Annotated in this window: 19 protein-coding genes and 1 pseudogene; 12 read left to right on the top strand and 8 right to left on the bottom strand. The window is 64.7% G+C overall.

Annotation, left to right across the window (positions count from 1 at the left end; all coding sequences use genetic code 11):
- The first annotated feature begins 53 nt into the window (after positions 1-53).
- The 3 genes from Q8O35_RS02740 (at position 54) to cobA (ending at position 4,854) form a co-directional block, all read left to right on the top strand.
- Positions 54-2,777, top strand: a complete 2,724-nt coding sequence (locus tag Q8O35_RS02740; RefSeq protein WP_305570336.1) for a valine--tRNA ligase — start codon at positions 54-56, stop codon at positions 2,775-2,777.
- Between the two features lie 64 nt (positions 2,778-2,841).
- A complete protein-coding gene (locus Q8O35_RS02735; RefSeq protein ID WP_305570334.1) occupies positions 2,842-3,336 on the top strand; it encodes a GNAT family N-acetyltransferase in 495 nt (164 codons plus the stop codon).
- A 12-nt stretch (positions 3,337-3,348) separates the two neighbouring features.
- Positions 3,349-4,854 carry a uroporphyrinogen-III C-methyltransferase gene (gene cobA, locus Q8O35_RS02730; protein WP_305570332.1) on the top strand — a complete coding sequence of 502 codons (1,506 nt, stop codon included), beginning with the start codon at positions 3,349-3,351 and terminating at the stop codon, positions 4,852-4,854.
- Positions 4,855-5,128: 274 nt separating this feature from the next.
- On the opposite strand, the gene era is transcribed toward cobA, so the two are convergent.
- Genes era through Q8O35_RS02715 form a run of 3 tightly spaced genes read right to left on the bottom strand, consistent with a single transcriptional unit; the run spans position 5,129 to position 8,500 of the window.
- A complete protein-coding gene (gene era / locus Q8O35_RS02725; RefSeq protein WP_305570330.1) occupies positions 5,129-6,040 on the bottom strand; it encodes a GTPase Era in 912 nt (303 codons plus the stop codon).
- A 13-nt stretch (positions 6,041-6,053) separates the two neighbouring features.
- Positions 6,054-7,145, bottom strand: a complete 1,092-nt coding sequence (locus tag Q8O35_RS02720) for a Xaa-Pro peptidase family protein (protein ID WP_305570328.1) — start codon at positions 7,143-7,145, stop codon at positions 6,054-6,056.
- A complete protein-coding gene (locus tag Q8O35_RS02715) occupies positions 7,136-8,500 on the bottom strand; it encodes an NAD(P)/FAD-dependent oxidoreductase (RefSeq protein WP_305570326.1) in 1,365 nt (454 codons plus the stop codon). Before Q8O35_RS02715 ends, Q8O35_RS02720 begins: the two co-directional genes overlap by 10 nt.
- A gap of 191 nt (positions 8,501-8,691) precedes the next feature.
- On the opposite strand from Q8O35_RS02715, the gene Q8O35_RS02710 reads away from it, so the two are divergent.
- From Q8O35_RS02710 to pstA, 3 genes are all read left to right on the top strand, one after another.
- Positions 8,692-9,540: a PstS family phosphate ABC transporter substrate-binding protein gene (locus Q8O35_RS02710; protein WP_305570324.1), complete on the top strand. Its 849-nt coding sequence runs from the start codon at positions 8,692-8,694 to the stop codon at positions 9,538-9,540.
- A gap of 147 nt (positions 9,541-9,687) precedes the next feature.
- Positions 9,688-10,578 (top strand): phosphate ABC transporter permease subunit PstC, encoded by an 891-nt coding sequence (gene pstC / locus Q8O35_RS02705; RefSeq protein WP_305570322.1) that lies wholly within the window; start codon positions 9,688-9,690, stop codon positions 10,576-10,578.
- Between the two features lie 30 nt (positions 10,579-10,608).
- Positions 10,609-11,538, top strand: a complete 930-nt coding sequence (pstA, locus tag Q8O35_RS02700) for a phosphate ABC transporter permease PstA (protein ID WP_305570320.1) — start codon at positions 10,609-10,611, stop codon at positions 11,536-11,538.
- A gap of 68 nt (positions 11,539-11,606) precedes the next feature.
- Here the strand turns inward: pstA and Q8O35_RS02695 are convergent, their stop codons facing one another.
- The gene (locus tag Q8O35_RS02695; RefSeq protein WP_305570318.1) at positions 11,607-12,002 is read right to left on the bottom strand and encodes a MucR family transcriptional regulator; all 396 of its coding nucleotides are present in this window, start codon (positions 12,000-12,002) and stop codon (positions 11,607-11,609) included.
- 324 nt (positions 12,003-12,326) lie between these two features.
- Here Q8O35_RS02695 and Q8O35_RS02690 point away from each other — a divergent pair, with 324 nt between their 5' ends.
- Positions 12,327-12,590 (top strand): hypothetical protein, encoded by a 264-nt coding sequence (locus Q8O35_RS02690; RefSeq protein WP_305570316.1) that lies wholly within the window; start codon positions 12,327-12,329, stop codon positions 12,588-12,590.
- A gap of 60 nt (positions 12,591-12,650) precedes the next feature.
- Here the strand turns inward: Q8O35_RS02690 and Q8O35_RS02685 are convergent, their stop codons facing one another.
- From Q8O35_RS02685 to purD, 4 genes and pseudogenes are all read right to left on the bottom strand, one after another.
- Complete coding sequence (locus Q8O35_RS02685; protein WP_305570314.1) at positions 12,651-14,279, bottom strand: GGDEF domain-containing protein; 1,629 nt, start codon at positions 14,277-14,279, stop codon at positions 12,651-12,653.
- Between the two features lie 81 nt (positions 14,280-14,360).
- Positions 14,361-15,371 carry a GTP 3',8-cyclase MoaA gene (gene moaA, locus Q8O35_RS02680; protein WP_305570312.1) on the bottom strand — a complete coding sequence of 337 codons (1,011 nt, stop codon included), beginning with the start codon at positions 15,369-15,371 and terminating at the stop codon, positions 14,361-14,363.
- Positions 15,371-15,913, bottom strand: a complete 543-nt coding sequence (gene purE / locus Q8O35_RS02675; RefSeq protein WP_305570510.1) for a 5-(carboxyamino)imidazole ribonucleotide mutase — start codon at positions 15,911-15,913, stop codon at positions 15,371-15,373. Before purE ends, moaA begins: the two co-directional genes overlap by 1 nt.
- 24 nt (positions 15,914-15,937) lie before the next feature.
- Positions 15,938-17,206: pseudogene (gene purD, locus Q8O35_RS02670) on the bottom strand (phosphoribosylamine--glycine ligase); the annotation flags it as partial.
- Positions 17,207-17,404: 198 nt separating this feature from the next.
- Here purD and Q8O35_RS02665 point away from each other — a divergent pair.
- The 5 genes from Q8O35_RS02665 to sppA all read left to right on the top strand — a co-directional run bounded on the left by Q8O35_RS02665 (position 17,405) and on the right by sppA (position 21,394).
- Positions 17,405-17,749, top strand: coding sequence for a hypothetical protein (locus Q8O35_RS02665; RefSeq protein ID WP_305570310.1), 345 nt, complete (start codon positions 17,405-17,407; stop codon positions 17,747-17,749).
- Between the two features lie 138 nt (positions 17,750-17,887).
- Positions 17,888-18,775 carry a YitT family protein gene (locus Q8O35_RS02660; protein ID WP_305570307.1) on the top strand — a complete coding sequence of 296 codons (888 nt, stop codon included), beginning with the start codon at positions 17,888-17,890 and terminating at the stop codon, positions 18,773-18,775.
- Entirely contained in the window at positions 18,775-19,578 is an 804-nt protein-coding gene (locus tag Q8O35_RS02655; protein WP_305570305.1) for an S-adenosyl-l-methionine hydroxide adenosyltransferase family protein, read from the top strand. The genes Q8O35_RS02660 and Q8O35_RS02655 overlap by 1 nt, the downstream gene beginning before the upstream one ends.
- A gap of 6 nt (positions 19,579-19,584) precedes the next feature.
- Positions 19,585-20,385 carry an adenosylcobinamide-GDP ribazoletransferase gene (locus Q8O35_RS02650; RefSeq protein ID WP_305570303.1) on the top strand — a complete coding sequence of 267 codons (801 nt, stop codon included), beginning with the start codon at positions 19,585-19,587 and terminating at the stop codon, positions 20,383-20,385.
- A gap of 25 nt (positions 20,386-20,410) precedes the next feature.
- Positions 20,411-21,394, top strand: a complete 984-nt coding sequence (gene sppA, locus Q8O35_RS02645) for a signal peptide peptidase SppA (protein ID WP_305570300.1) — start codon at positions 20,411-20,413, stop codon at positions 21,392-21,394.
- Positions 21,395-21,405: the final 11 nt, after the last annotated feature.

Below are 21,405 nucleotides of genomic sequence, written 5' to 3'. Positions count from 1 at the left end.
AAAAGGGGCAAACCGCCGCCTGGCCGCGGCAACCGCGCATTCAAGGAGAATTCATGTCCGATATTTCCGCTCCCGCCGCTCCGCAGGACGCCGCATTGCCCAAGGGCTACGAGCCCGCTGATGTGGAGGCCCGCTGGAACAAGCACTGGGAGGACAACAAGACCTTCTCGCCCAATCCGGCTGAAGTCCTTTCCGGCGAGAAGCAGCCGTACTCCATCGTGATTCCGCCGCCCAACGTCACGGGCGCGCTGCACATGGGCCACGCGCTGAACCTTACGCTTCAGGACATCCTGTGCCGCTTCATGCGCCAGCAGGGCAAGAGCGTGCTCTGGGTGCCCGGCACCGACCACGCGGGCATCGCCACGCAGAACGTTGTCGAGCGCCAGCTGAAAAAAGAGGGCAAGAAGCGCGACGACCTGGGCCGCGAGGCGTTCATCGAGCGCGTGTGGGACTGGAAAAAGGAGTACGGCGACCGCATTCTGAACCAGATCCGCCGCATGGGCGCATCAGTGGACTGGACCAGCGAGCGCTTCACCCTGGACGAGGGGCTGTCAAAGGCCGTGCGCGAAGTCTTTGTGCGCCTGTACGGCGAGGGGCTCATCTACAAGGGCAACTACATCGTCAACTGGTGCAACCGCTGCCACACGGCCCTGGCCGACGACGAGGTGGAGCACGCCCCCAAGAAGGGCAAGCTCTACCGCATCAAATATCCGCTGGCCGACGGCTCCGGCGAACTCATCGTCGCCACCACGCGCCCCGAGACCCTCTTGGGCGACGTGGCCGTGGCCGTGCACCCGGAGGACGAGCGCTACACCCACGCCATCGGCAAGGCAGTGGTTCTTCCCCTGGTGGGCAAGCAGATCCCGGTCATAGCCGACGCCTACGTGGACAAGGAATTCGGCACCGGCTGCCTCAAAATTACGCCCGCCCACGACATGAACGACTGGGCGCTGGCCAGAACGCACAACCTCGAAGTCATCCCGGTCATCGACGACACGGGCCACATGAACGAGAACGCGCCCGAGGCCTACCGGGGCCTCTCCAAAACCGCCTGCCGCGACAAGGTGGTGGAGGATCTGGAGGCGCTGGGCCTCCTGGTGGACATCGCCGACCACGACCACAGCGTGGGCGAGTGCTACCGCTGCAAGAGCGTCATCGAGCCCCACGTGAGCGAGCAGTGGTTCGTGAAGGTGGGCCCCCTGGCCAAGGCCGCGCGCGAGGCCGTGCCCAGCCAGACGCAGATCTTCCCGGCCCAGTGGGAAAAGACCTACTACGAGTGGCTGGACAACATCCGCGACTGGTGCATCTCCCGGCAGATCTGGTGGGGGCACCGCATTCCGGCCTGGACCTGCCAGGCCTGCGGCGAGCTCCTAGTGCAGATGGAGGATCCGGCTGACCTCGCGCATGGCTGCGCCAAGTGCGGCGGCGCGCTGAAGCAGGAAGACGACGTGCTGGACACCTGGTTCAGCTCGGCCCTGTGGCCCTTCTCCACCCTGGGCTGGCCCGAGAAGACGGACAAGCTCAAGGCCTACTATCCCACTGGCGTGCTGGTCACCGGCTTCGACATCCTGTTCTTCTGGGTGGCGCGCATGATGATGATGGGCATCCACTTCCAGGAGCAGGTGCCCTTCCACCACGTGTACATTCATGCCCTTGTGCGCGACGAGCAGGGCAAGAAGATGAGCAAGTCCACGGGCAACGTCATCGACCCGCTGGTGATGATCGACAAGTACGGCACCGACTCCCTGCGCTTCACCCTCACCGCCTTCGCCGCCATGGGGCGCGATATCAAGTTGAGTGAAAAGCGCATCGAGGGCTACCGCCACTTCGTGAACAAGATCTGGAACAGCGCCCGCTTCGCCCTCATGAACCTGCCCGAGGCCCCCAAGGCCACGCTGGCCCAGGCCCTTGAGAACGCGCCCCTGGCCAACCGCTGGATCCTGCACCGCCTTGAGGAAGTGAAGGACGAGGTGGAGAGCGCCACCCTGGAATACCGCTTCAACGACATCGCCCAGGGCCTGTACAAGTTCATCTGGAACGAGTTCTGCGACTGGTATGTGGAAATGGCCAAGGGCGACCTCTACGGCGAGGACGAGGCCAAAAAGGACGCCACGCGCAAGGTGCTTTTGACCGTGCTTTCTGAGACCATGGTGCTGCTGCACCCGGTGATGCCCTTCGTTACCCAGGAGATCTGGAGCGTGCTGCCCGGCATTACGGACAAGGAACTTGCCTGCCAGCCCTATCCTGTGCGCAGGCCGGAGTGCAAAAGCCCGCAGGCGGCCCGCGACATGGCCTTCTTCCAGGGCGTGGTGGGTGCTGTGCGCACCATCCGCACCGAGCTGTGCATCGAACCGGCCAAGAAGCTGCCGCTGATCATCGACACCGACGGCGCCTTTGACGGCGCTCAGGCCGTGCTCACGGGCAACGCGCATTTGATCGCCCAGCTGGGCCGCATCGATTCCTCGGACATCGGCCCGGGCAAGACCGGCCCCCGCGCCAGCGGCACGGCGGTTGTGGAGGGCGCGCGCATCTTCGTGCCCCTCAAGGGCATCGTGGACTTCAACGCCGAGGTGGCGAGGCTCGACAAGGAGTTGGGCAAGCTGGACAAGCAGCTGGCCGCGCTCAAGGGCAAGCTTTCGGCCCCCGGTTTTGCGGGCAACGCCCCGGCCGACATCGTGGCTGCGGAGCAGGAGAAGCTGGCGGGCCTGGAGGACGCCAAAGGAAAACTGGCGGAATTGCAGGAGCGGCTCAAGAGCGCTCTGACCGAGGAGGCCTAGGACTATGTCTTTTGCCGCACAGGAAATGCGTATTCGGCCCTGCGTTCCCGCTGAGGAGCCATGCATGGCGGACATCGTCAACGACGCCGCGTCCGCGTACAAGGGCGTCATCCCGGCGGACCGCTACCACGAGCCCTACATGCCCTTGGACGAGCTGCGCAGTGAAATCACCGCTGGCGTGCGTTTCTGGGGCGCTGAGGTCGGCGGCGAACTGGTGGGCGTCATGGGCATTCAGGACGTTGCCAACGATGCCCCTGCGGGCATTGGCGACGTGACGCTTATACGCCATGCCTACGTGCGCACTGCGCAGCGCGGACAGGGCGTGGGCGGCAAGCTGCTTACGCATCTTGTGGGCATTGCTGAGCGGCCCATGCTCATGGGCACCTGGGCCGCCGCGAACTGGGCCGTGGGCTTCTACCAGAAGCACGGCTTCACCTTGACCTCGCATGCGGAAAAGGAAACACTTCTGCGCACCTATTGGAACATCCCGGCGCGCCAGGTCGAGACCTCCGTGGTCCTGGCCGATGCGCGGGCCATCACCTTGATACGCAAAGCCTGATTGGAGAACACCATGTCCACAGTCTACCTCATCGGCGCGGGTCCCGGCGATCCCGGCCTGCTCACCATCCGGGCCAAGGAGCTCATCGAGACCTGCGACGTGGTGGTCTACGACTACCTGGCCAACAAGGAATTCCTCAAATACGCCCGCAAGGATGCTGAGATCATCTACGTTGGCAAGAAGGGCGGCGACCATACCCTGCCCCAGGACCAGATCAACGCGCTGATCATCGGCAAGGCCAAAGAGGGCAAGAGCGTGGCCCGCCTCAAGGGCGGCGATCCTTACGTGTTTGGCCGCGGCGGCGAGGAAGCCGAGGAGATGGTCGAGGCGGGCGTGACCTTCGAAGTCGTGCCCGGCGTCACCGCTGGCGTGGCTGCTCCGGCCTACGCGGGCATTCCTGTCACCCACCGCGACCACACCACCAGCGTGTGCTTCATCACCGGGCACGAAGACCCCACCAAGGAAGAGTCCGGCCACAACTGGGAAGTCTACGGCAAGAGCAACAGCACCCTGGTGTTCTACATGGGCGTCAAGAACCTGCCCATGATCGCGGGCAACCTCATGAAGAACGGCCGCCACAAGGACACCCCCGTGGCCCTGGTGCGCTGGGGCACGCGCTGCAACCAGCAGAGCATGGTCAGCACCCTGGAGAACGTGGCCGCCGAGGCCGAGAAGCGCAAGTTCGCCGCGCCCAGCATCATCGTCGTGGGCGGCGTGTGCTCCCTGGCCGAGAAGCTCTCCTGGTTCGAGAAGAAACCGCTGCTCGGCAAGGGCGTGGTGGTCACCCGCGCCCGCGAACAGGCCACCGACCTGGCCGACGTGTTGAAAAACATGGGCGCCTGCGTATACGAATTCCCCACCATCACGGTGGAGCCCCTGGACGATTACGAAGAGGTCGAGAAGGCCATCCTTGGCCTGGGCGCCGTGGATTGGCTCATTTTCACCTCGGTGAACGGGGTGAAGCACTTCTGGAACCAGCTGGCCGAGATCGGCCTGGACACCCGCACCCTGGGCGGACTCAGCGTGGCCGCCATCGGGCCCGCCACCGCCGACGAACTGAAGGCGCGCGGCGTGACCCCGGACTTCGTTCCGGCCAAATACGTGGCCGAGGAAGTGGTGGCCGGACTGCTCGAGCGCGGCATTGCGGGCAAGCATGTGCTCATCCCCCGCGCCAAGGTGGCCCGCGAGGTGTTGCCTGAAGAGCTGGCCCGGGCCGGAGCCAACGTCCGCATTTTGCCAGTATATGAGACCAAGCTCACCCAGCAGGATCCCTCCGAAATCGTGGACGCTCTGGAAAAAGGAAAGATCCAGGCCATCACCTTCACCAGTTCCAGCACCGTGGAGAATTTCTTCACCCTGCTCGCGCCCGATACCCTGAAAAAGTACCCGGAAGTGAAGATCGCCTGCATCGGGCCTGTCACCGCCAAGACCCTGGAGCGCTTCGGCTTTGTCCCGAACATCCAGCCTGAAGACTACACCATCCCCGGTCTGGCCGCTGCGCTGGGCGAAGGGCTGTAAGAGAATCAGGGGGCGCTGCCCCCTGCACCCCGCCAGAGGGCATGCGCCCTCTGGGCTCCCCATGACGCGAAGGGCTCCTTCCGGCAAAGACGCCGGAAGGAGCCCTTCGCTTTGGTTGGGCCGAATGTCGGGTGATGGGTGAACGCTTCCGGCACCGCAGCTGTAATTGAAGCGGCCAGGGACGAGCAAAGCTCGTCCCTGGCCGCTTCAATTATCCTGAGGAGGCTCGGGGGTAATCAATCCTCCCCCCGGAAGATTCTTTTCTCTTTTCCCTCTATTCGCCCAGGCCCATCTCGCGCAGGAAGGCGGAGTCTTCGGTCCAGTCCTCGCGCACCTTGACCCAGAGCTCCAGGTGCACGGGCCGTTCCAGCAGCACTTCCAGCTCCACGCGCGCGGCGGTACCCACCTTTTTCAGCAGTTGCCCGCCCTTGCCGATGACCATGCCCTTATGGGTGGTTCTGGCCACGTGGATGCAGGCGTTGATGCGCATAACGCCCTCTTCGGGCTCCTCCCACTGCTCAATCTCCACCAGCGTGTTATAGGGCAGCTCGTCCTCCAGCTCCAAGAACAGCTTCTCGCGGATGATTTCCGAGGTCATGAAGCGCAGGGATGCGGTGGAGAGCTGGTCTTCCGGGTAGCGGGACTCGCCCTCGGGCAAAAGCTTGGTGAGGGCGGCCAGCAGGGCGTCCACGCCCTCGCCCGTCGACGCGGAGATGGGGAACACCTCGGCCTGGGGGAAGGCTTGGCCGATGCGCAGCAAAAGCGGCAGCATCTTTTCCTTGGGCCGGATCATGTCGACCTTGTTGGCGGCGATGAACAGGGGCTTGCCCACGCGGCTCACGGGATCGGTGAGGGGGCGGATCTCACGGTCGAAGAGCTGCGGCTTCTTGGCGTAAAGCTGCACATCCAGAATGATCACCACGGCATCCGACTGGTGCAGCGCGCCCCAGGCGGCCTCAAGCAGCAGGCGGTTCATGCGCCCGGCCATGCGATGCACGCCCGGCGTGTCCAAAAACACGATCTGGGCTTCGTCCGTGGAATGGATGCCGCTGATGGCGTTTCTGGTGGTTTGCGGCTTGGGCGACACAATGGCCAGCTTCTGCCCCAGAATGCGGTTCATCAGCGTGCTTTTGCCGGCGTTGGGCGGGCCCATGAGGGCCACGTGCCCGAATCGATGCGAGGTCATAAATTCCTTTGCGTTAGAGTGCGGCGCAGCCGGTATCGGTGACCACGACCATATATTCCCAGCGGATGCCGCCCCAGGCTGCGTCGTACAGGCCGGGCTCCACGGTGACGACCATGCCCGGGACGAAGACGCCTTCAGCGCGGGGGCTGAGGCTGGGCCCTTCGTGGGTTTCCAGGCCGATGCCATGGCCCAGGGAGTGCGTGAACTGCGCTGCCACGCCCGCGTCCTCGAACACTCGCCGGGCCGCGTGGTAGGAGTCTACAATTTTTGCGCCTGGGCGGATGACCTGCATGGCGGCCTTTTGCGCGTCCAGCACTAGGCGCTTGGTTTCCTGGAAGCGCTCCGTGGGCTCCCGGCCCACCCAGAAGGTGCGCGTCTGGTCTGAGCAGTAGGCGGCCAGGCGGCAGCCCGCGTCCACCAGCACCAGCCCCTCGCGCGGGATCTTGGTGTCGCCGGGGATGGCGTGAGGCAGGGCGGCGTTCTGGTTCACGCCCACAATGGACGGAAACGAGAGCCCCTCGGCCCCGGCCTCGCGGAACAGGCGCTCGATGGCCCAGGAGGCCTCGGACTCGCTCATGCCGGGAACCAGCACATCAGGCAGGGCGCGCATGACCCTATGGTTCAGGCCGCAAGCGGCGCGCAAAAGCTCGATCTCGGCTGGCTCCTTCACGCGGCGCAGGGTCTCCACAAGACCGGAGCTGGGCGCCAGCTCGAAGTGCTCGCGCAGGGCCTCGTAATCAAAAACATTGACGGCCTTGGGGTCGAAGCCCAGGGTGCGCACGCCCAAGGCGTGCAGGCGCTCGGCCAGGGCCGCGTGCTTTCCTGGGCCGTAGATGACGAGGTCTTCCTCGGGCCACAGGCGTTTGGCCGCGTCAGTGAAGCGCGCATCAGTCAGGAGCAGGTCGCGTGCGCCCGCCCGCTTGTCGGCCAGGATCACAAGCCAGCCCACGGACTCGTTGCACTGGGAGTCGTGGAGTTCGAAGCCGGACAAGTAGTAGCGGTTGGCCGCGTGGTTGACGAGCAGTGCCGGGAGATTCTCCTCGGCCATGCGGGCGCGCAGGCGCTCGCGCCGGGCGGCGAAAACCGCAGGATCGGTCAGTTCCACGAGTAGGTCTTCTCCGGTGTGTTTTGCATCATGCGTTCGGCCCATTCCACGCCCTGCATGACGCTGTGGTCCATATTGGCCACCTCGTACTTCCAGCCGCCAAAGCGCCCGCGCGAGTATATGCCCTGGGCTTCAAGCCAGGGCTGCAGAGTGCGCAGGGCCAGGTCGCGCTCCAGGCAGGGCACGGGGTAGCCGTACTCCACGTCCAGCTCGAAGCGGCTCTCTATCTCCGCATTCTTCGCCAGAAGCCCCACCGTGTCCAGTCCCTTGATGCTGCGGTCCATGATCCGCGAGAGATCCTCGGGCTTGTGCTCGGAGTAGCTGGTCTCGCACATGAGCGCCGCGCGGCCTGGGTCGGAGCCGGGCACGTTGGCGGGCGCGTAATTGTGAAAATTCGTCACGCGGTAGAAAGGACAGTCGTCATCCGGGAAGTACATCCAGCAGCGATCGTCCTCGGCCCCCTGGAAGCTCGTGCGGCCGCGCGCCCCCACGCCCGTCACATACACCCCGTTATGCTTGAGCAGCTTGGCCGCCGCCACCATGGCGTCCGGCGGCGAGGACAGCTGATTCGTAATCAGCAGATCCAGGGGGGCGGTGTTGAGCAGCGCGCCGTAGGTGATCTCCTCGCCGGAATCCGTGATGAGGGTCTTGGCTTTGGAGTCGACCCTGGCTGCGCCGCAGCCGTAGCGGATGTGCTCGGCCAGGGGCAGCGCCATGCGCCGGAAGATCTCGCCCGTGCCGCCGGAGGCCGGGAAGGCGAAGGTGCGGTTGGGCCCCCAGCCGTGCTCGTCCAACTCAAGAATGATGTTTTTTAGCACAGTCTCAAGGCCCACGATGCTCACCCGCTCGCCCACCCAGGAGGTGCTCATGTGCGCGGGGTCGATGGCCCAGACCTTGAAGTTGTAGGGCCAGAGGAACACGTTGCCGATGCCCTCGCCGAACACGCCGTGGATCCACTGGCGAAAATTTTCGGGCGGCCCATCCGGGCGGTTGCCGGGAAGCAGGCCTTTGACGCACTCCCAGCGGGCGTCCTTGGGCAGGTGGCGGATGTTGTTCTGAAACGGATAAGGCACCCAGGACTGGCAGGCGCGCACCCAGGCCTTGCGCTGGTGGTGCAGCTGCCCGTCGCCCAGCAGGTCGTCCAGCAGGCGGTCGAAATACTCGTAATGCGAGAAGGCCACATGCCCGCCGATGTCCCAGGTGTAGCCCTGGGGGTCCTTGAAGCTGGCGGCCAGGCCCCCGGCGTAGGCGTTTTTTTCCAGGACCACGAAGGAGCGGCAGCCCAGCTCGGTCAGCCTGCGCGCCGCGCCCAGGCCCGTGGGCCCGGCTCCGATGATGGCGTAATCGACCTGCATGAAGCTTCCTCCTGAATGGTTCCGGCTCTGGACCTGCGCCGCAGATGTGCTATGCTCGCTCCAAAACCGTTGCGGGTTTCCGCTGTCCGGCGCGTCACCCACCTTTCTCCCCGCTGTCACACAACCGTCACATGGCGCGTCTATATGATGCCCGTACCGGACATGAACATCAACCCTATTCGGAGGAACGCATGAAACGCTTAAGCCTCGCCCTGGCCGCCATGTTGGTTTTGGGCCTCGCCGCAACATCGTTCGCGGGCGACATCGCCGTCAAGGGCTCCACAACCGTCCAGCCCATCATGCAGAAGGCTGTTGAAGCCTTCATGGCTCAGAACAAGGGCATCAGCATCTCCATTTCCGCCTCCGGCTCCGGCGACGGCGCAAAGGCCCTCATCGACGGCAGCGCCCCCCTGGCCATGCTGAGCCGCGAGATGAAGGCGTCAGAGCTCAAGCAGGCCAAGGAAAAAGGCGTCAATCCCAAGCTTATCCTCATCGCTTATGACTGCCTCACCCCCGTGGTCAACAGCTCCAATCCCGTCAAGAACATCACCCTGGCCCAGCTGAAGGACATCTACACCGGCAAGATCACCGACTGGAAAGAGCTTGGCGGCGCTGGTCCCGTCTCCGTGGTCTCCCGCGATTCCTCCTCCGGCACCTTCGAGTACTGGGGCGAGCATGTGTTGAAGAAGGAGCGCGTTTACGCCCGCGCCCAGATGCAGGCCTCAAACGGCGCAGTGGCCCAGGTTGTCAGTAAGCAGAAGAGCTCCATCGGCTATGTGGGCTTGGCTTACGCCCACGCTCCTGGCCTCAGGGCCCTCACCGTTGAAGGCGTCGTCGGCAGCGTGGAAAACACCCTGAACGGTACCTACCCCATCTCCCGCGGGCTCTACCTTTACACCAACGGCGAGCCCACCGGCGATGTGGCCAAGTTCGTGAACTTCATCCTCTCCGACGCCGGCCAAAAGATCGTTGCCTCCGTCGATTACGTGCCGGTAAAGGGCCTCAAGGACGCCAAGGGCGCCCAGAAGGCCAAGAAGTAGACGTACGAATTAGAGATCAAAGCACGGCGCCGCCCCAAGTTCCCCCTCCCCGTGGCGCCAAGAAGACCTTCCTTTGCGCCCCGTCCCCCCCGCCCCCTCGGCGCGGGGGGGGGGACGGGTCAGGGCAAAGAAGGCATGAAGGACACCATGCACAGACAAACCAAAGAGTTGCTCATCAAGCGGGCCTTTCTGGCCGCGGCCATCACCTCCCTGGCGGTGCTGGCGCTGATTATGGTCTTCCTGTTCATGGAGGGGCTGCCCACCTTCACCTTTGTAAGCGCGAAGGGCTTTTTGTTCGGCCTGGACTGGTACCCCACAGACGAGGCCCGGCCCGACTATGGAATCCTGCCGCTTATTACGGCCAGCGCTGCTGTGACGGCCCTGTCCTCGCTTTTGGCCATTCCGCTGGGCGTCATGAGCGCGGTGTATCTGGCCGAGATAGCCAGCCCGCGCGTGCGCGCCCTGGCCAAGCCCATCATAGAGATGCTGGCGAGCCTGCCCTCGGTGGTCATCGGCTTCTTCGGCATGGTGGTCATGGCCCCATTCCTTCAAGAGCTCCTCGACATCCCCATCGGCCTGAACCTGTTCAACGCCTCGTTGATGCTGGCCTTCATGAGCGTGCCCACCATCGCCAGCGTTTCCGAGGACGCAATCTACGCGGTTCCGCGCGAGCTGAAGGAGGCCAGCCTGGCCCTTGGCGCCACGCATCTGGAAACGCTCCTGCGCGTCACCCTTCCGGCGGCCCTTTCCGGCATCGGCACGGCCGTCATCCTGGGCATGAGCAGGGCCATCGGCGAAACCATGGTGGTGCTCATGGTGGCGGGCGGCGCTGCGGTCCTGCCAGATTCGCTCTTCGGTCCCGTGCGGCCCATGCCCGCCAGCATCGCGGCGGAAATGGCCGAAGCCCCGTTCCGAAGCCACCACTACCACTCGCTTTTCGCCATCGCCATGGTGCTGTTCCTGGTGACGCTGTTCTTCAACGTCCTGGCCGACTACATTTCCCATAAGCACCGCCAGACTGGCTCCGCCTCGCTGTAACGAGAAGCCTGCAACCATGAGGAAGAACGCATGAGCCAACCGGCCGCCTCCGCACTTTCCGCCCCTTCGCCTGGTTCGGTGTCCCTGAACGTCTCCAAAGGGCGCGACATCCGGCGCAAAGGAACGCAATGGCTTGTGTTCCTGCTGCTGCGCGCAGCCATCCTCATTGTGGCCGCCGCGTTGGTGATTATTGTGGGCTTTCTGGTGAAGAACGGCATATCGGCCATCAGCTGGGACTTCCTGACGGAGGTTCCGAGAAACAACATGACCGAGGGCGGCGTGTGGCCTTGCATCGTCGGCACGCTGCTGCTGGCTCTTGGAGCCATGGCAGTGGCTCTGCCCCTTGGCGTATCAAGCGCCATCTATCTGCACGAGTATGCGCGGCCCGGCACCATGATGCGCATCATCCGGCTGGGGGTGAACAACCTTGCAGGAGTGCCCTCTGTCGTGTTCGGGCTGTTCGGTCTGGGGCTTTTCGTCACGGTCATGAAGCTTGGCGTTTCGCTCGCCGCAGGCTGGCTGACCTTGGGAGCGCTGTGCCTGCCGGTTGTCATTGGCACAGCGGAGGAGGCCCTGCGCAGCGTGCCCAACACCTATCGCGAGGCCTCCCTCGCCCTTGGCGGCACCAAGTGGCAGACCATCTGGCGGGTGGTGCTGCCCAGCGCCCTGCCGGGCATATTGACGGGCAGCATCCTTGGAGTGGGCCGCGCGGCAGGCGAAACCGCAGCCATCATGTTCACGGCGGCGGTATTCTACACGCCCAAGATGCCGGACAGCATCTTTTCAGACGTCATGGCTCTGCCATACCACATTTACGTGCTGGCGACGGCAGGAACCGAGATCGAGAAGACCCGGCCCATCCAGTACGGCACGGCCCTTGTGCTCATCGGCCTGGTGCTTGGCATGAACCTGGCGGCCATCATGGTGCGCGCCTGGCTGCAGAAGCGCCACGCCCGCTAGCCGCGCAAGCGCCAGACAAAAAAAGGGGGGCCAATCTGGCCCCCTTTTCAATTGAAGAACGGAAAACGCTATTTCTTGACGCGTTTCTCCCAAAGTCTCATTTCCTTCATCTTTTTGCGGCGCTGGCGCTGCAATTCCTTGCACACCAGGGGCATCTTCTTGGGGTAGCCCCATTTCGCGCGGTATTCGTCCGGAGTCAGACCGAATTTAGCAAGGTGACGCTTGGTCAGCACTTTGAATGCTTTTCCAGACTCCAGGCAAAGAATGCTTTTTTCGCGGACAGCCTTTTTAGGATCCTCGGTGGGAACAGCCGCGACATCATCATCCTCTACCGTCGTTTCGCTGATGGAACGGATGCCATTGCACAAACTGCGCACCATGGAGAGAATCTCTTCCTCCGTCATAGTCCGCACAGTCGCTTGGGCCTTAACGATGTCCAGTGCTTCCTTCAGAAAATCGTCCATCGTATTCTCCTCAAAGGGGGTTATCGATCATCTTGGCATGTGGTGCAGCCATCTGGCGACAGCAAAACAGCACTGCTTAACAAAAATACGGTAGTAAAGCCGGGAAGTAAAGTAGGAAGCGGCCCAAATATACACAAAAATATACGTAGAAACACCTCTTCGCGTATTTAGAGCAAAGAAGAGCGGGCCGGGGGGCACACGCTACACAGCCCTTGCGCTTTATGCTGGGAGGGTTATCTTAAAACAAGGACACAGGCCCCTGCCAGCCCCGGTCCAAGCGCTTGCGGCGCGGGCGGCAGAGAACAGCAGCAAGGAGATGCCGGTATGTACACCGAGAAGTTCGACCCGGAGCTCTTGTATGTGGAGTGTTCGAAGTGCGGGCAGCCTGTGCTCTGGAGTCCGGGCGACACCACCCGAATCCTGGCTTGGGCGGGCATTGACGCTGGCACCCTGGACGAGAAGTGCATGATCGTGTCTGAGGGGTGCCCGGTGTGCCAGCCGGGAAAAAACAGCTTCAGCACTCAGGTGGTGCGCCTGCGCAAGTCTGCGGCGGGGCGCGCGCAAAAACGCGGAGCCCCTGTCAACTAGACGCCGAGGGAAGGCTACTGGAGGCTGCGGTCGGCCCGGATGACGAGGAACGGCGGGGGTCTAAGCTTGGGCTGTATTGTGCTCCAGGGCCAGCAGCTCCACCCTGTTGCGACCCGCAGCCTTGGCCAGATACAGGGCTTCATCGGCCCGGGCCAGCAAAGCCTCCAGGGGCTCTGCCCCGCTCCCTTCCTCCCTTGGCCATACAGGGCCTTCCAGGGTTGCGACGCCGATGCTCACGGTGAATCGAACGGATACTCCGCCCGCAGGGACCTCCAGCCGCTCCACGGCCTGGCGGATGCGCTCCGCCAGTTCGCGAGCCGAAACAGCTCCGGCGTTAGGCGCCAGCACGGCGAATTCCTCGCCCCCATAGCGCGCGAACAGGTCGCTTTTGCGGATGGCATTGCGCAGCAGGGATGAGAATCCCGCCAGCACGGCATCGCCTGCGGCATGGCCGAAGGTGTCGTTGACGCGCTTGAAAAAATCCAGATCGAGCATGAGCAGGCTGACAGGCTGCCCGGACCGGAGCGAAGCGTCCAACAGGCGCGGACCTTCGAGGAACAACTGCTTGCGGTTGGCCGCTCCGGTCAGAAAGTCGGTGTAGGAGGCTTGGCGCAGAGCATCCAGCGCTATGCGCACGCGGTCCACCATGAGGCAGTAGGCCTGGTTCAGGCGCAGCACCTCTTCCGGCACGCCCCTGCTGGACAGGGGGGTGCAGTCCACATCGAAATTTCCGGCCTCGATCTGCCGGGCGTGCTCTTCAAGGCGCCTGAGGGGAGCGTCCAGCGAACGCGCCAGCCGCAGCGCCGCAGGCCCAAAAATCAAAAACACCAGCGTCGCCCCGAGCAGCGGAACGCCAAGCACCCAGGCGTGAGTGCTCAGGATGTCGGACTCAGGACGTTCCGCAGCGAGAAGCCACTTGCCGCCCAGCACCCATTGGTAGGTGCCCACCACGCGCTTTTGCTCGGCGCTTCTGTAAATGCCCCGCGACTCCTCATTGGCCAGCGCCCGCTCGAAGAGCGTGTCGCCGGGCTTGAGCCCCGCCCAGCCGCCATCGGGTCCGCTTGGGGCGATGAGCTCCCCGTTGGCCCGCAGCAGGTAGGTCCGGCTGGCGGACTCGTCCTGCACGGTCTGCATGAGGGTAGACAAAGCCTCAAGACTCACGGCCCCGAGCACCAGGCCCTTGAAAACACCACGGGCGTCGTGCACCGGCGAGCTGACCACGAAGACTTTCTCGCCAGACAGTCGGCTGTCCAGCACATCGGAAACGTTGCTTTTACCGGCCTTGGCCATAAGAAAGTAGTCTCGGTCGGACAGGTCCACCCCCGCCGGACTCTTGGGGTCCACCTTGGTGAATCCGGTCTCGTCCACATATATGATGTCAATGAAGCCGGGAATTCCGCCAAGGATGCCCAGAAACAGGTCGTTCAGGGCCTGCGGGGGCAACGCCAGGATGCGCGGGTCTGCGGCCAGGAAGTCGATGTCCCCGGAGCGCTCGCTAACCCACTGCTCTATGAATTGCTGCTGCAAGCGGACAGCGGCCTTGAGCTCCCCGACGGCCTTGTCCTGCAGGGTGCGGCTGGAGTGCGCGAGGAAAAAGCCCACCCCGGCCAAGATGGGCAAAAGCAGCATGGCCCACAGCATGGATCTGAGCCGAGCGGCGAGGCTGAACGAGCGAGTAGGTCTATTCATTGCGGAACCGGGACCGTTCACTACACAATTAGGAAAGCGTCATCGGCGGGCGGGCCCGCATGAATGGGGCGGCTGCCCTCGCTATCCGCCAATGGACGACATGGCCGCTTCAGAAACGCCCTGGCCGGACCGGCGCGCGGCCAGCAGCTCCGCGCCCAGGGGTTTATTGCGCAAAGCGAGGCGCACAATGCGCTCCACAGCGGGCAGGCCGAGTTTCGGGTGGCGCAGCGCCTCCCGCAGCCTGTACACGCGGTCGCTGAACAGGCAGGTGCGCAGCACGCCGCCGCTGGTGATGCGCAGGCGATTGCAGGAGCCGCAAAAATGGTTGGAAAGCGGGGTGATGAGCCCGAGCCGCCCCCGGCCTCCCTCAATGGCGAACATCTGAGCCGGGCCTGCGTCCTCCGCGTCGCGGGGAAGCGGGGTGAGCCGCGCCAGCACCTGGGCCTTCTCCAGAATGTCCGAGGCGCGCCAGACCTGCTCGGCACGCCATTCGGCCCCACCCATGGGCATGAACTCGATGAAGCGGATGTCCACAGGCAGTTCGCGCGCCAAGGCCAGAAACCCTGGCAGCTCCAGGTCGTTGACGCCGCGCATGGCCACGGCGTTGATCTTGACCCTGATGCCCGCCCCGATGCAGGCGTCGATGGCGCGCCGAACCTCGGCGTAGAGGTCCTGACCGGTGATGCGGGCAAAGGTCTCCGGCATCAGGGTGTCGAGGGAGATGTTCACGCGGTCCACCCCGGCTGCTGCCAGCCGCGCGGCATAGGGCGCCACCAGGGTGCCGTTGGTGGTGAGCCGCAGGCTCATGTCCGGAAAACGCGCGCGGGCGCTCTCCAGGAATTCCATGAAGTCCCTGCGGGCAAAGGGCTCGCCCCCGGTGAGCCGCACCTTGCCGATGCCCAGGGCCTGGGCCATGCCCATAAGCTCCAGCAGCTCCTCGTAGCGCAGCACGTCGTGGTGCGTCAGGCGCTGGCGCATCTGTCCATCGCAGTAAAGGCAGCGCAGGTTGCAGCGATCCGTCACCGAGAGGCGCAGATAGCTGACTTGGCGGCCTTTATCATCCGCGAGCCGGGGGGCGGGCACGCTGGCCACTATTTGTCCTTTTTGTCTTTCTTGTCCTTTTTGTGGGCGCGGCGCTCGGCGTCGGCCTGCTCCACTGCGGCGGCGGCTTTTTCCACCGCAGGCAGGAACTCGGCGCGCTCTTTCTTCAGGCGCAGGGCCAGGGCCGGGTCGGAAAGGGCGAGGATCTGCGCGGCCAGCCAGGCGGCGTTCTTGGCTCCGGCCTTGTCCAGGGCCAGGGTGCCCACGGGGAAGCCCGGAGGCATCTGCACCGTGGCGAGCAGGGCGTCCATGCCGCCCAGGGGCGAGGCGGCCAGGGGCACGCCAAGCACGGGCTTGGTGGTGCGCGCGGCCACGGCTCCGGCCAGGTGCGCGGCCATGCCCGCGGCGCAGATGAACACCTGGCAGCCCGCAGCCTCAAGCTCGGTCACCAGCCGCTCGGTGCGCTCCGGGGTGCGGTGGGCGCTCGTCACGGTAAACAGATAGGGAATGTCGAGCTTGGCCAGGGTCTCGGCGCAGGGCTTCATCAGGTCTTCGTCGGATGCGCTTCCCATGAAAACGGCAACTTTGGTCATTGTCTTCTCCTTAGGATTATAGTTTCGGGCAATGCCCTTGTCGCCGATGTCGCGGCGAAAAAAACACCCGTCGAAGCCAACCTTGGCAACGGCCTCATAGGCCTTGGCCTTGGCCTCCGCCAGCGTGGACCCCAGGGCCGTGACGCCCAGCACCCGGCCACCGCTGGTGACGGCCTTGCCGTCCACGGCCTTGGTGCCTGCCTGGAAAACCTTCACGCCGGAGAGCGCATCGGCCTCGGCCAGGCCGGAAATCTCCATACCCTTGGGATAGGAGCCGGGATAGCCTGGCGCCGCCACCACGACGCAGAGCGCCGTCTCGGGCCGCACGCGCACCATGTCCGGCGTAAGCCGCCCGGCCGCGCAGGCCAGCATGATCTGAACAAGGTCCGCGTCCAGGCGCATGAGCAGGGGCTGACATTCGGGATCGCCGAAGCGCACGTTGTACTCAAGCACCATGGGGCCGCTCTTGGTGAACATGAGCCCGGCGTACAGCACACCCTTGAAGGGATGGCCCAGTTCGGCCAGGCGCTTTAAAATGGGGCGGATGCACAGCTCTGCGGTTTCGGCGTATTTGGACTCCGGCAGCACCGGGGCCGGACTGTACGCGCCCATGCCGCCCGTATTGGGGCCGGTGTCGCCGTCGAACGCGGCCTTGTGGTCCTGGGCCGAGGGCAGGAGCGCGAAGTTCACGCCGTCGCAAAAGGCCAGGAACGAGGCCTCCTCGCCCATCAGGGCGTCCTCGATGACGATGCGCGCGCCAGCCGCCCCGAAGCTCTTCTTCACCATCATGTCGTCGATGGCCTCAAGGGCTTCCTCCACGGTCTTGGCGACGACAACGCCCTTGCCTGCGGCCAGGCCATCGGCCTTGACCACCAGCGGCGCGCCGTGACTCTTCACATAAACCCTGGCCTCCTCGGCGTCGTCAAACACTCCGAAGGGCGCTGTGGGCACGCCCGCATCGCGCATGACGTTCTTGGCAAAGGCCTTGCTGCCCTCAAGCTGGGCGGCGAAGGCGTCCGGCCCGAAGCAGGGGATGTTCTCCCGCGCGCAGGCATCGGCGATGCCCGCAACCAGCGGAGCCTCCGGCCCAACAACCACAAGGCCCACGTTCTCGGCCTTGGCGAGGGCCAGCAAGCCCTCGATGTCGTCGTCCTTCACGTCCACATTTTGGGCCACCTCGTTGGTGCCCCCATTGCCGGGCGCGGCCAGGACCTTGTCCACTCCGGGATTCTTGGATAGCTTCCAGCACAGGGCATGTTCCCTGCCGCCAGAACCGATGACAAGCACATTCATGCGGTGACTCCATTTGCGTTTTCGTGTTCCTGAAATAGAGAAAACAAGCGGCTTTGGCAAGGCGGCGCCGCGAGCGCCGCCCCCCGGCGCCACGTTTCAAACACGAATTCTCTTTCAAATGGTCTTGCATCCTTCGCAGGATCAAGTATTCTAATGCTGAATACCAATAGTCGCCAGAATAAAAGGAGTGGAAGCAGCATGAGCGCAAGCATGAAGAAGACTGCGGCAACCTCGTCAAGCAAGACGCAAAAGGCCTCCAGCGCCCCCAAGGCGGTTGCCCCGTCCAAAAAGATCCAGGCCGCTGTCCCGGCCACGAAAACCCCGGCGAAAGCCCCGGCGCTGAAGACCTCCGCCAAAACGCCCGCCAAGCGTATGACCAGCCGCGAAGCCATGCTGGCCCGCGTGGAGAGCGTGCGCCTTGAGCAGCGCTCCGGGGGGCACTTCGACTGCTTCGGCAGGGCTGGCGAGGGCTACTGCGATCAGGGCGACTGCGCCTATCATGCAGAGTGCCTGAGCGTTTCGCGCATGTTGCACAGCCTATAGCGAATGCGTGGGGCGGAACCACGGCTGAAAGGGGCTCCTGAAGGGGTGCGCGGCATCGGGACGCGCGCCGGGGGAGGAGTGTGCCCGGCCCTTTCCCTGTCCAAGGGAATCCTGTAAGATCCCCGCAGGTACAACCCCATGACGACCGCAAACCCCGATTCCCTGCGCCGCAGCCTGCGCCGCTACGCCTTCACGGTTCCCTGGAACCTGTTCCTGCTCACTGTGGGATCTTTTCTTGTGGCCTTTGCCATCAAATGCGTGGCCGTGCCCCACGGCCTGCTCAGCAGCGGCGTCTCCGGCCTGGCGCTGATCGGGTTTCACTTCATACCGGCTCTGGACGCCGGCGTGTGGTACTTCCTGCTCAATCTGCCCATCATGGTTCTGGGCTGGTACATGGTCAGCCGCCGCTTCGTGCTCTACAGCCTGTACGGCATGGCCGCCACCAGCGTGCTCGTCGAGCGCATGCACTACGTGCTGCCCGTCACCGACCCCTGGCTGGCGGTGATCGCCTGCGGCGTTACGCTGGGCGCGGGCATCGGCATCGCGCTGCGGTCCATGGGCTCCACCGGCGGCGCGGACATCCTGGCCGTTGCCGTCCGCGAGCGTATGGGCATGCCCATCGGCCGTTTCGAGTTCCTGTTCAACCTTGGCGTGTTCGCCATCGGCTTCGCCACCATGAAGCTTGAGGCCGTGCTGTACTCAGTGGCCATGAACTTCCTTGTGGGCTGGGTGACCGACGCCTGCCTGTCCATGTTCAGCGAGCGGCGCATGGCCCTCGTCATCTCCAACTCGCCCGCCGCCGTGGTGCAGTCGGTGCTGCACCGCCTGGGCCGCGGAGCCACCATGCTCATGGCGCGCGGAGGCTGGAGCGGGGAGGAGAAGCAGGTGGTGCTCGTCATGCTGAACAATCTTGAGGTCAAGCGCCTGGAGGAGCTGGTCTACGAGATCGACCCGGCCGCGTTCCTCATCATGGGTTCCGGGTTCAACGTGCTGGGCCAGGGATTTTCCGGCCGGAAGGAATACTGATGCGGCCCTTCGCCCTGCTTTCCGACTTCGGCCTTGCGGACCCTTACGCAGGCCAATTGCGCGCAGCCCTGGCCCGCAACGCACCCGGCGCGCAGATTCTCGACATCACCCACCAGGTGGAGCCCTTTGCCGTGGATCAGGCGGCCTTTTTCCTGGCGGCCAGCGCACTGCACTTTCCGTCCAACGCGGTGTTCGTGTGCGTGGTGGACCCCGGCGTGGGCTCCACCCGGCGCATCATCGGCGCACACATCGAGACCGAGGCGGGCGGGCAGGATTTCCTGGCCCCGGACAACGGCCTGCTGGGCCTTTTGCTCTTCACTCCCGGCCTGGCTGCGGCCCAGGTTTATGATCTTTCTCTCGCCGCCCAGCAGTATGAGGCCTCGGCCACCTTTCATGGCCGCGACGTGTTCGCGCCGCTGGCCGCCCGGCTGGCCCATGGCGAGTCCATGTCGGGCCTGGGCCTGCCCATGGACCGCACGGACATTGAACGCCCGGCCTGGGCCGATCCGTCCTGCGGCCCCTGCGGCGTGGACGTCCGCGTGCTGCACGTGGACCGCTACGGCAACTGCCTGCTCTCCCTGCGCGCCAACTTCGCCCCGCCCAAGCCGCCCGCCTGGCTGCGCATGCCCTGGGGCCAGCGCCGGGGCGTGCTGCCCGTGCATACCTATGCGGACCTTGGCCCCGGCGAGATAGGCCTATTGGCGGGCAGCCAGGGCTTCCTTGAACTTGCGGCCAACCAGGCCTCTGCGGCAGAGGCCCTCGGCCTGCGCCGGGGCGACGCCGTGCGCCTGCTCTGGAACTGACCACGCATGCCGCCCTGCGCGTTTCTCCGCTTCCTCGCCACCCTGGGTTTTCTTTCGCGCCTGGCCCCAGCCCGCGTCATTGACGAGGCCGACATGCGCCGCAGCATGTTCCACCTGCCCCTGTGCGGCCTGGTCATCGGGCTGGCCGCCTGCGGCCCGGTGCTGGCCGGTCTTTTTGCTGGCCAACCTCTGGCTCAGGCCTGGCTGTGCGTCATGCTCTCGGCCTGGCTCACGCGCGGGCTGCACCTGGACGGCCTGGCCGACGTAATGGACGGCGCGGGCCAGCATTTAAACCCGGAGCGTTTCTGGGTCATCATCAAGGACAGCCGCTCAGGCACCTTCGGCGTGGCGGCCCTTGTGCTGGCGCTTCTGGGGCAGACCGTGCTGCTGGCCGAGGCCCTGCGCGCGCATCCGGCCTGGACGGTCTGGGCGCTGCCCTGGATGTTCGTGTTTGGCCGCGCCTGCGCCGTGGTTTTTGGCCGGATCACCCGAAGGCTCATCCGGCCTGGCCTGGGCGGATTGTTTCTGGCCGGGGCCACCGCTCCCGCCGTAGCCTGGGCGCTTTGTCTGGCCCTCGCGCCGACCTTGGCCCTGCTGCCCGTGGCCGCCGGTTCAGCGACGCTTCTGGCGCTTCTGGGGCTCATCCCGCTGTATCGGCTGGCGCGCGCCGTGAACGGCGTCAACGGCGACTTCCTCGGAGCCTCCATCGTCATCGGCGAAACCGCTGCGGCTGCGGCTTTGGCCCTGTCCGCCTCGCCCGCCCTGTCTCGGCTGAACTCCATTGCGAGCCTGTTCGCAAGCCCCTGACTTTTTGGAACCCCACGGAGGACGTATGCGCCCCATCAGAACCGCCTTGCTTCCCCTTCTGCTCCTCGTCAGTTTAGCCCTCACCGGCTGCGCGTTCAACGTGAATCCCTTCGGCTCGCCGGGCGCTCCCTACAAGGAGCAGACCCTGTCCGGCACGGGCGGCGGCAAGATCCTGCTCATCAGCGTGGACGGGCTCATCAGCGAACGCCCGCGCGAGAGCATGCTGCGCACGCGGCAAAGCGTAGTGGAGGAAGTCGCGGCCCAGCTCAAGCTGGCCAGAAAGGACAAGGACATCAAGGCCGTGCTGCTCAAGGTCGACTCCCCTGGCGGCACAACCACCGCCAGCGACATCGTCTACCACGAGCTCATGCGCTACCGTCAGGAAACCCAGGCCAAGGTGGTGACGGTGATGATGGGCCTGGCCGCCAGCGGCGGCTACTACGTGGCCCTGCCCTCGGACCACATCATCGCGCACCCGACCACTGTAACGGGCAGCGTGGGTGTGATCTTTCTGCAACCCCGCGTGGCGGGCCTGCTGGACAAGATCGGCGTGGGCGTGGACGTGAGCAAGTCCGGCCTGCACAAGGACATGGGCTCGCCCTTCCGCGACTCCACCCCGGAAGAAAAGAAGCTCGCCGAGGCCATGGTCAAGGCCCAGGCCGCACGCTTTTTGGATCTGGTGCAGCAGCACCGCAAGCTTGAACCCGCCGCCCTGACCATCGCGGCCTCGGCCCGCGTGTTCACGGCCCAGGAGGCCAGGGACCTTGGACTCATCGATTCCGTGGGCTACATGGAGGACGCCGTGGCCAAGGCCGCCAGCCTGGCCGGTTTGCCGGAAGACGCCCGCGTGGTGACCTACCGCCGCCGCCCTGCGGCAGACTCCACCTGGTATCAGGCCAGCGCCGAGGCCGAGGATCTGCGCCCTGCCCTCATCCATTTGAGCCTGGACAGCCTGCTGCCGCCCCAGGCCGGGTTCTACGCTGTTTGGGCCCCGGCCCTTAGCCAGTGAGGCCTTGCTTG

Origin of the sequence: Humidesulfovibrio sp. (assembly GCF_030689645.1) — a bacterium.
Classification (GTDB): Bacteria; Desulfobacterota; Desulfovibrionia; order Desulfovibrionales; family Desulfovibrionaceae; genus Humidesulfovibrio.
This window is presented reverse-complemented; position numbering and strand designations above follow the sequence as displayed.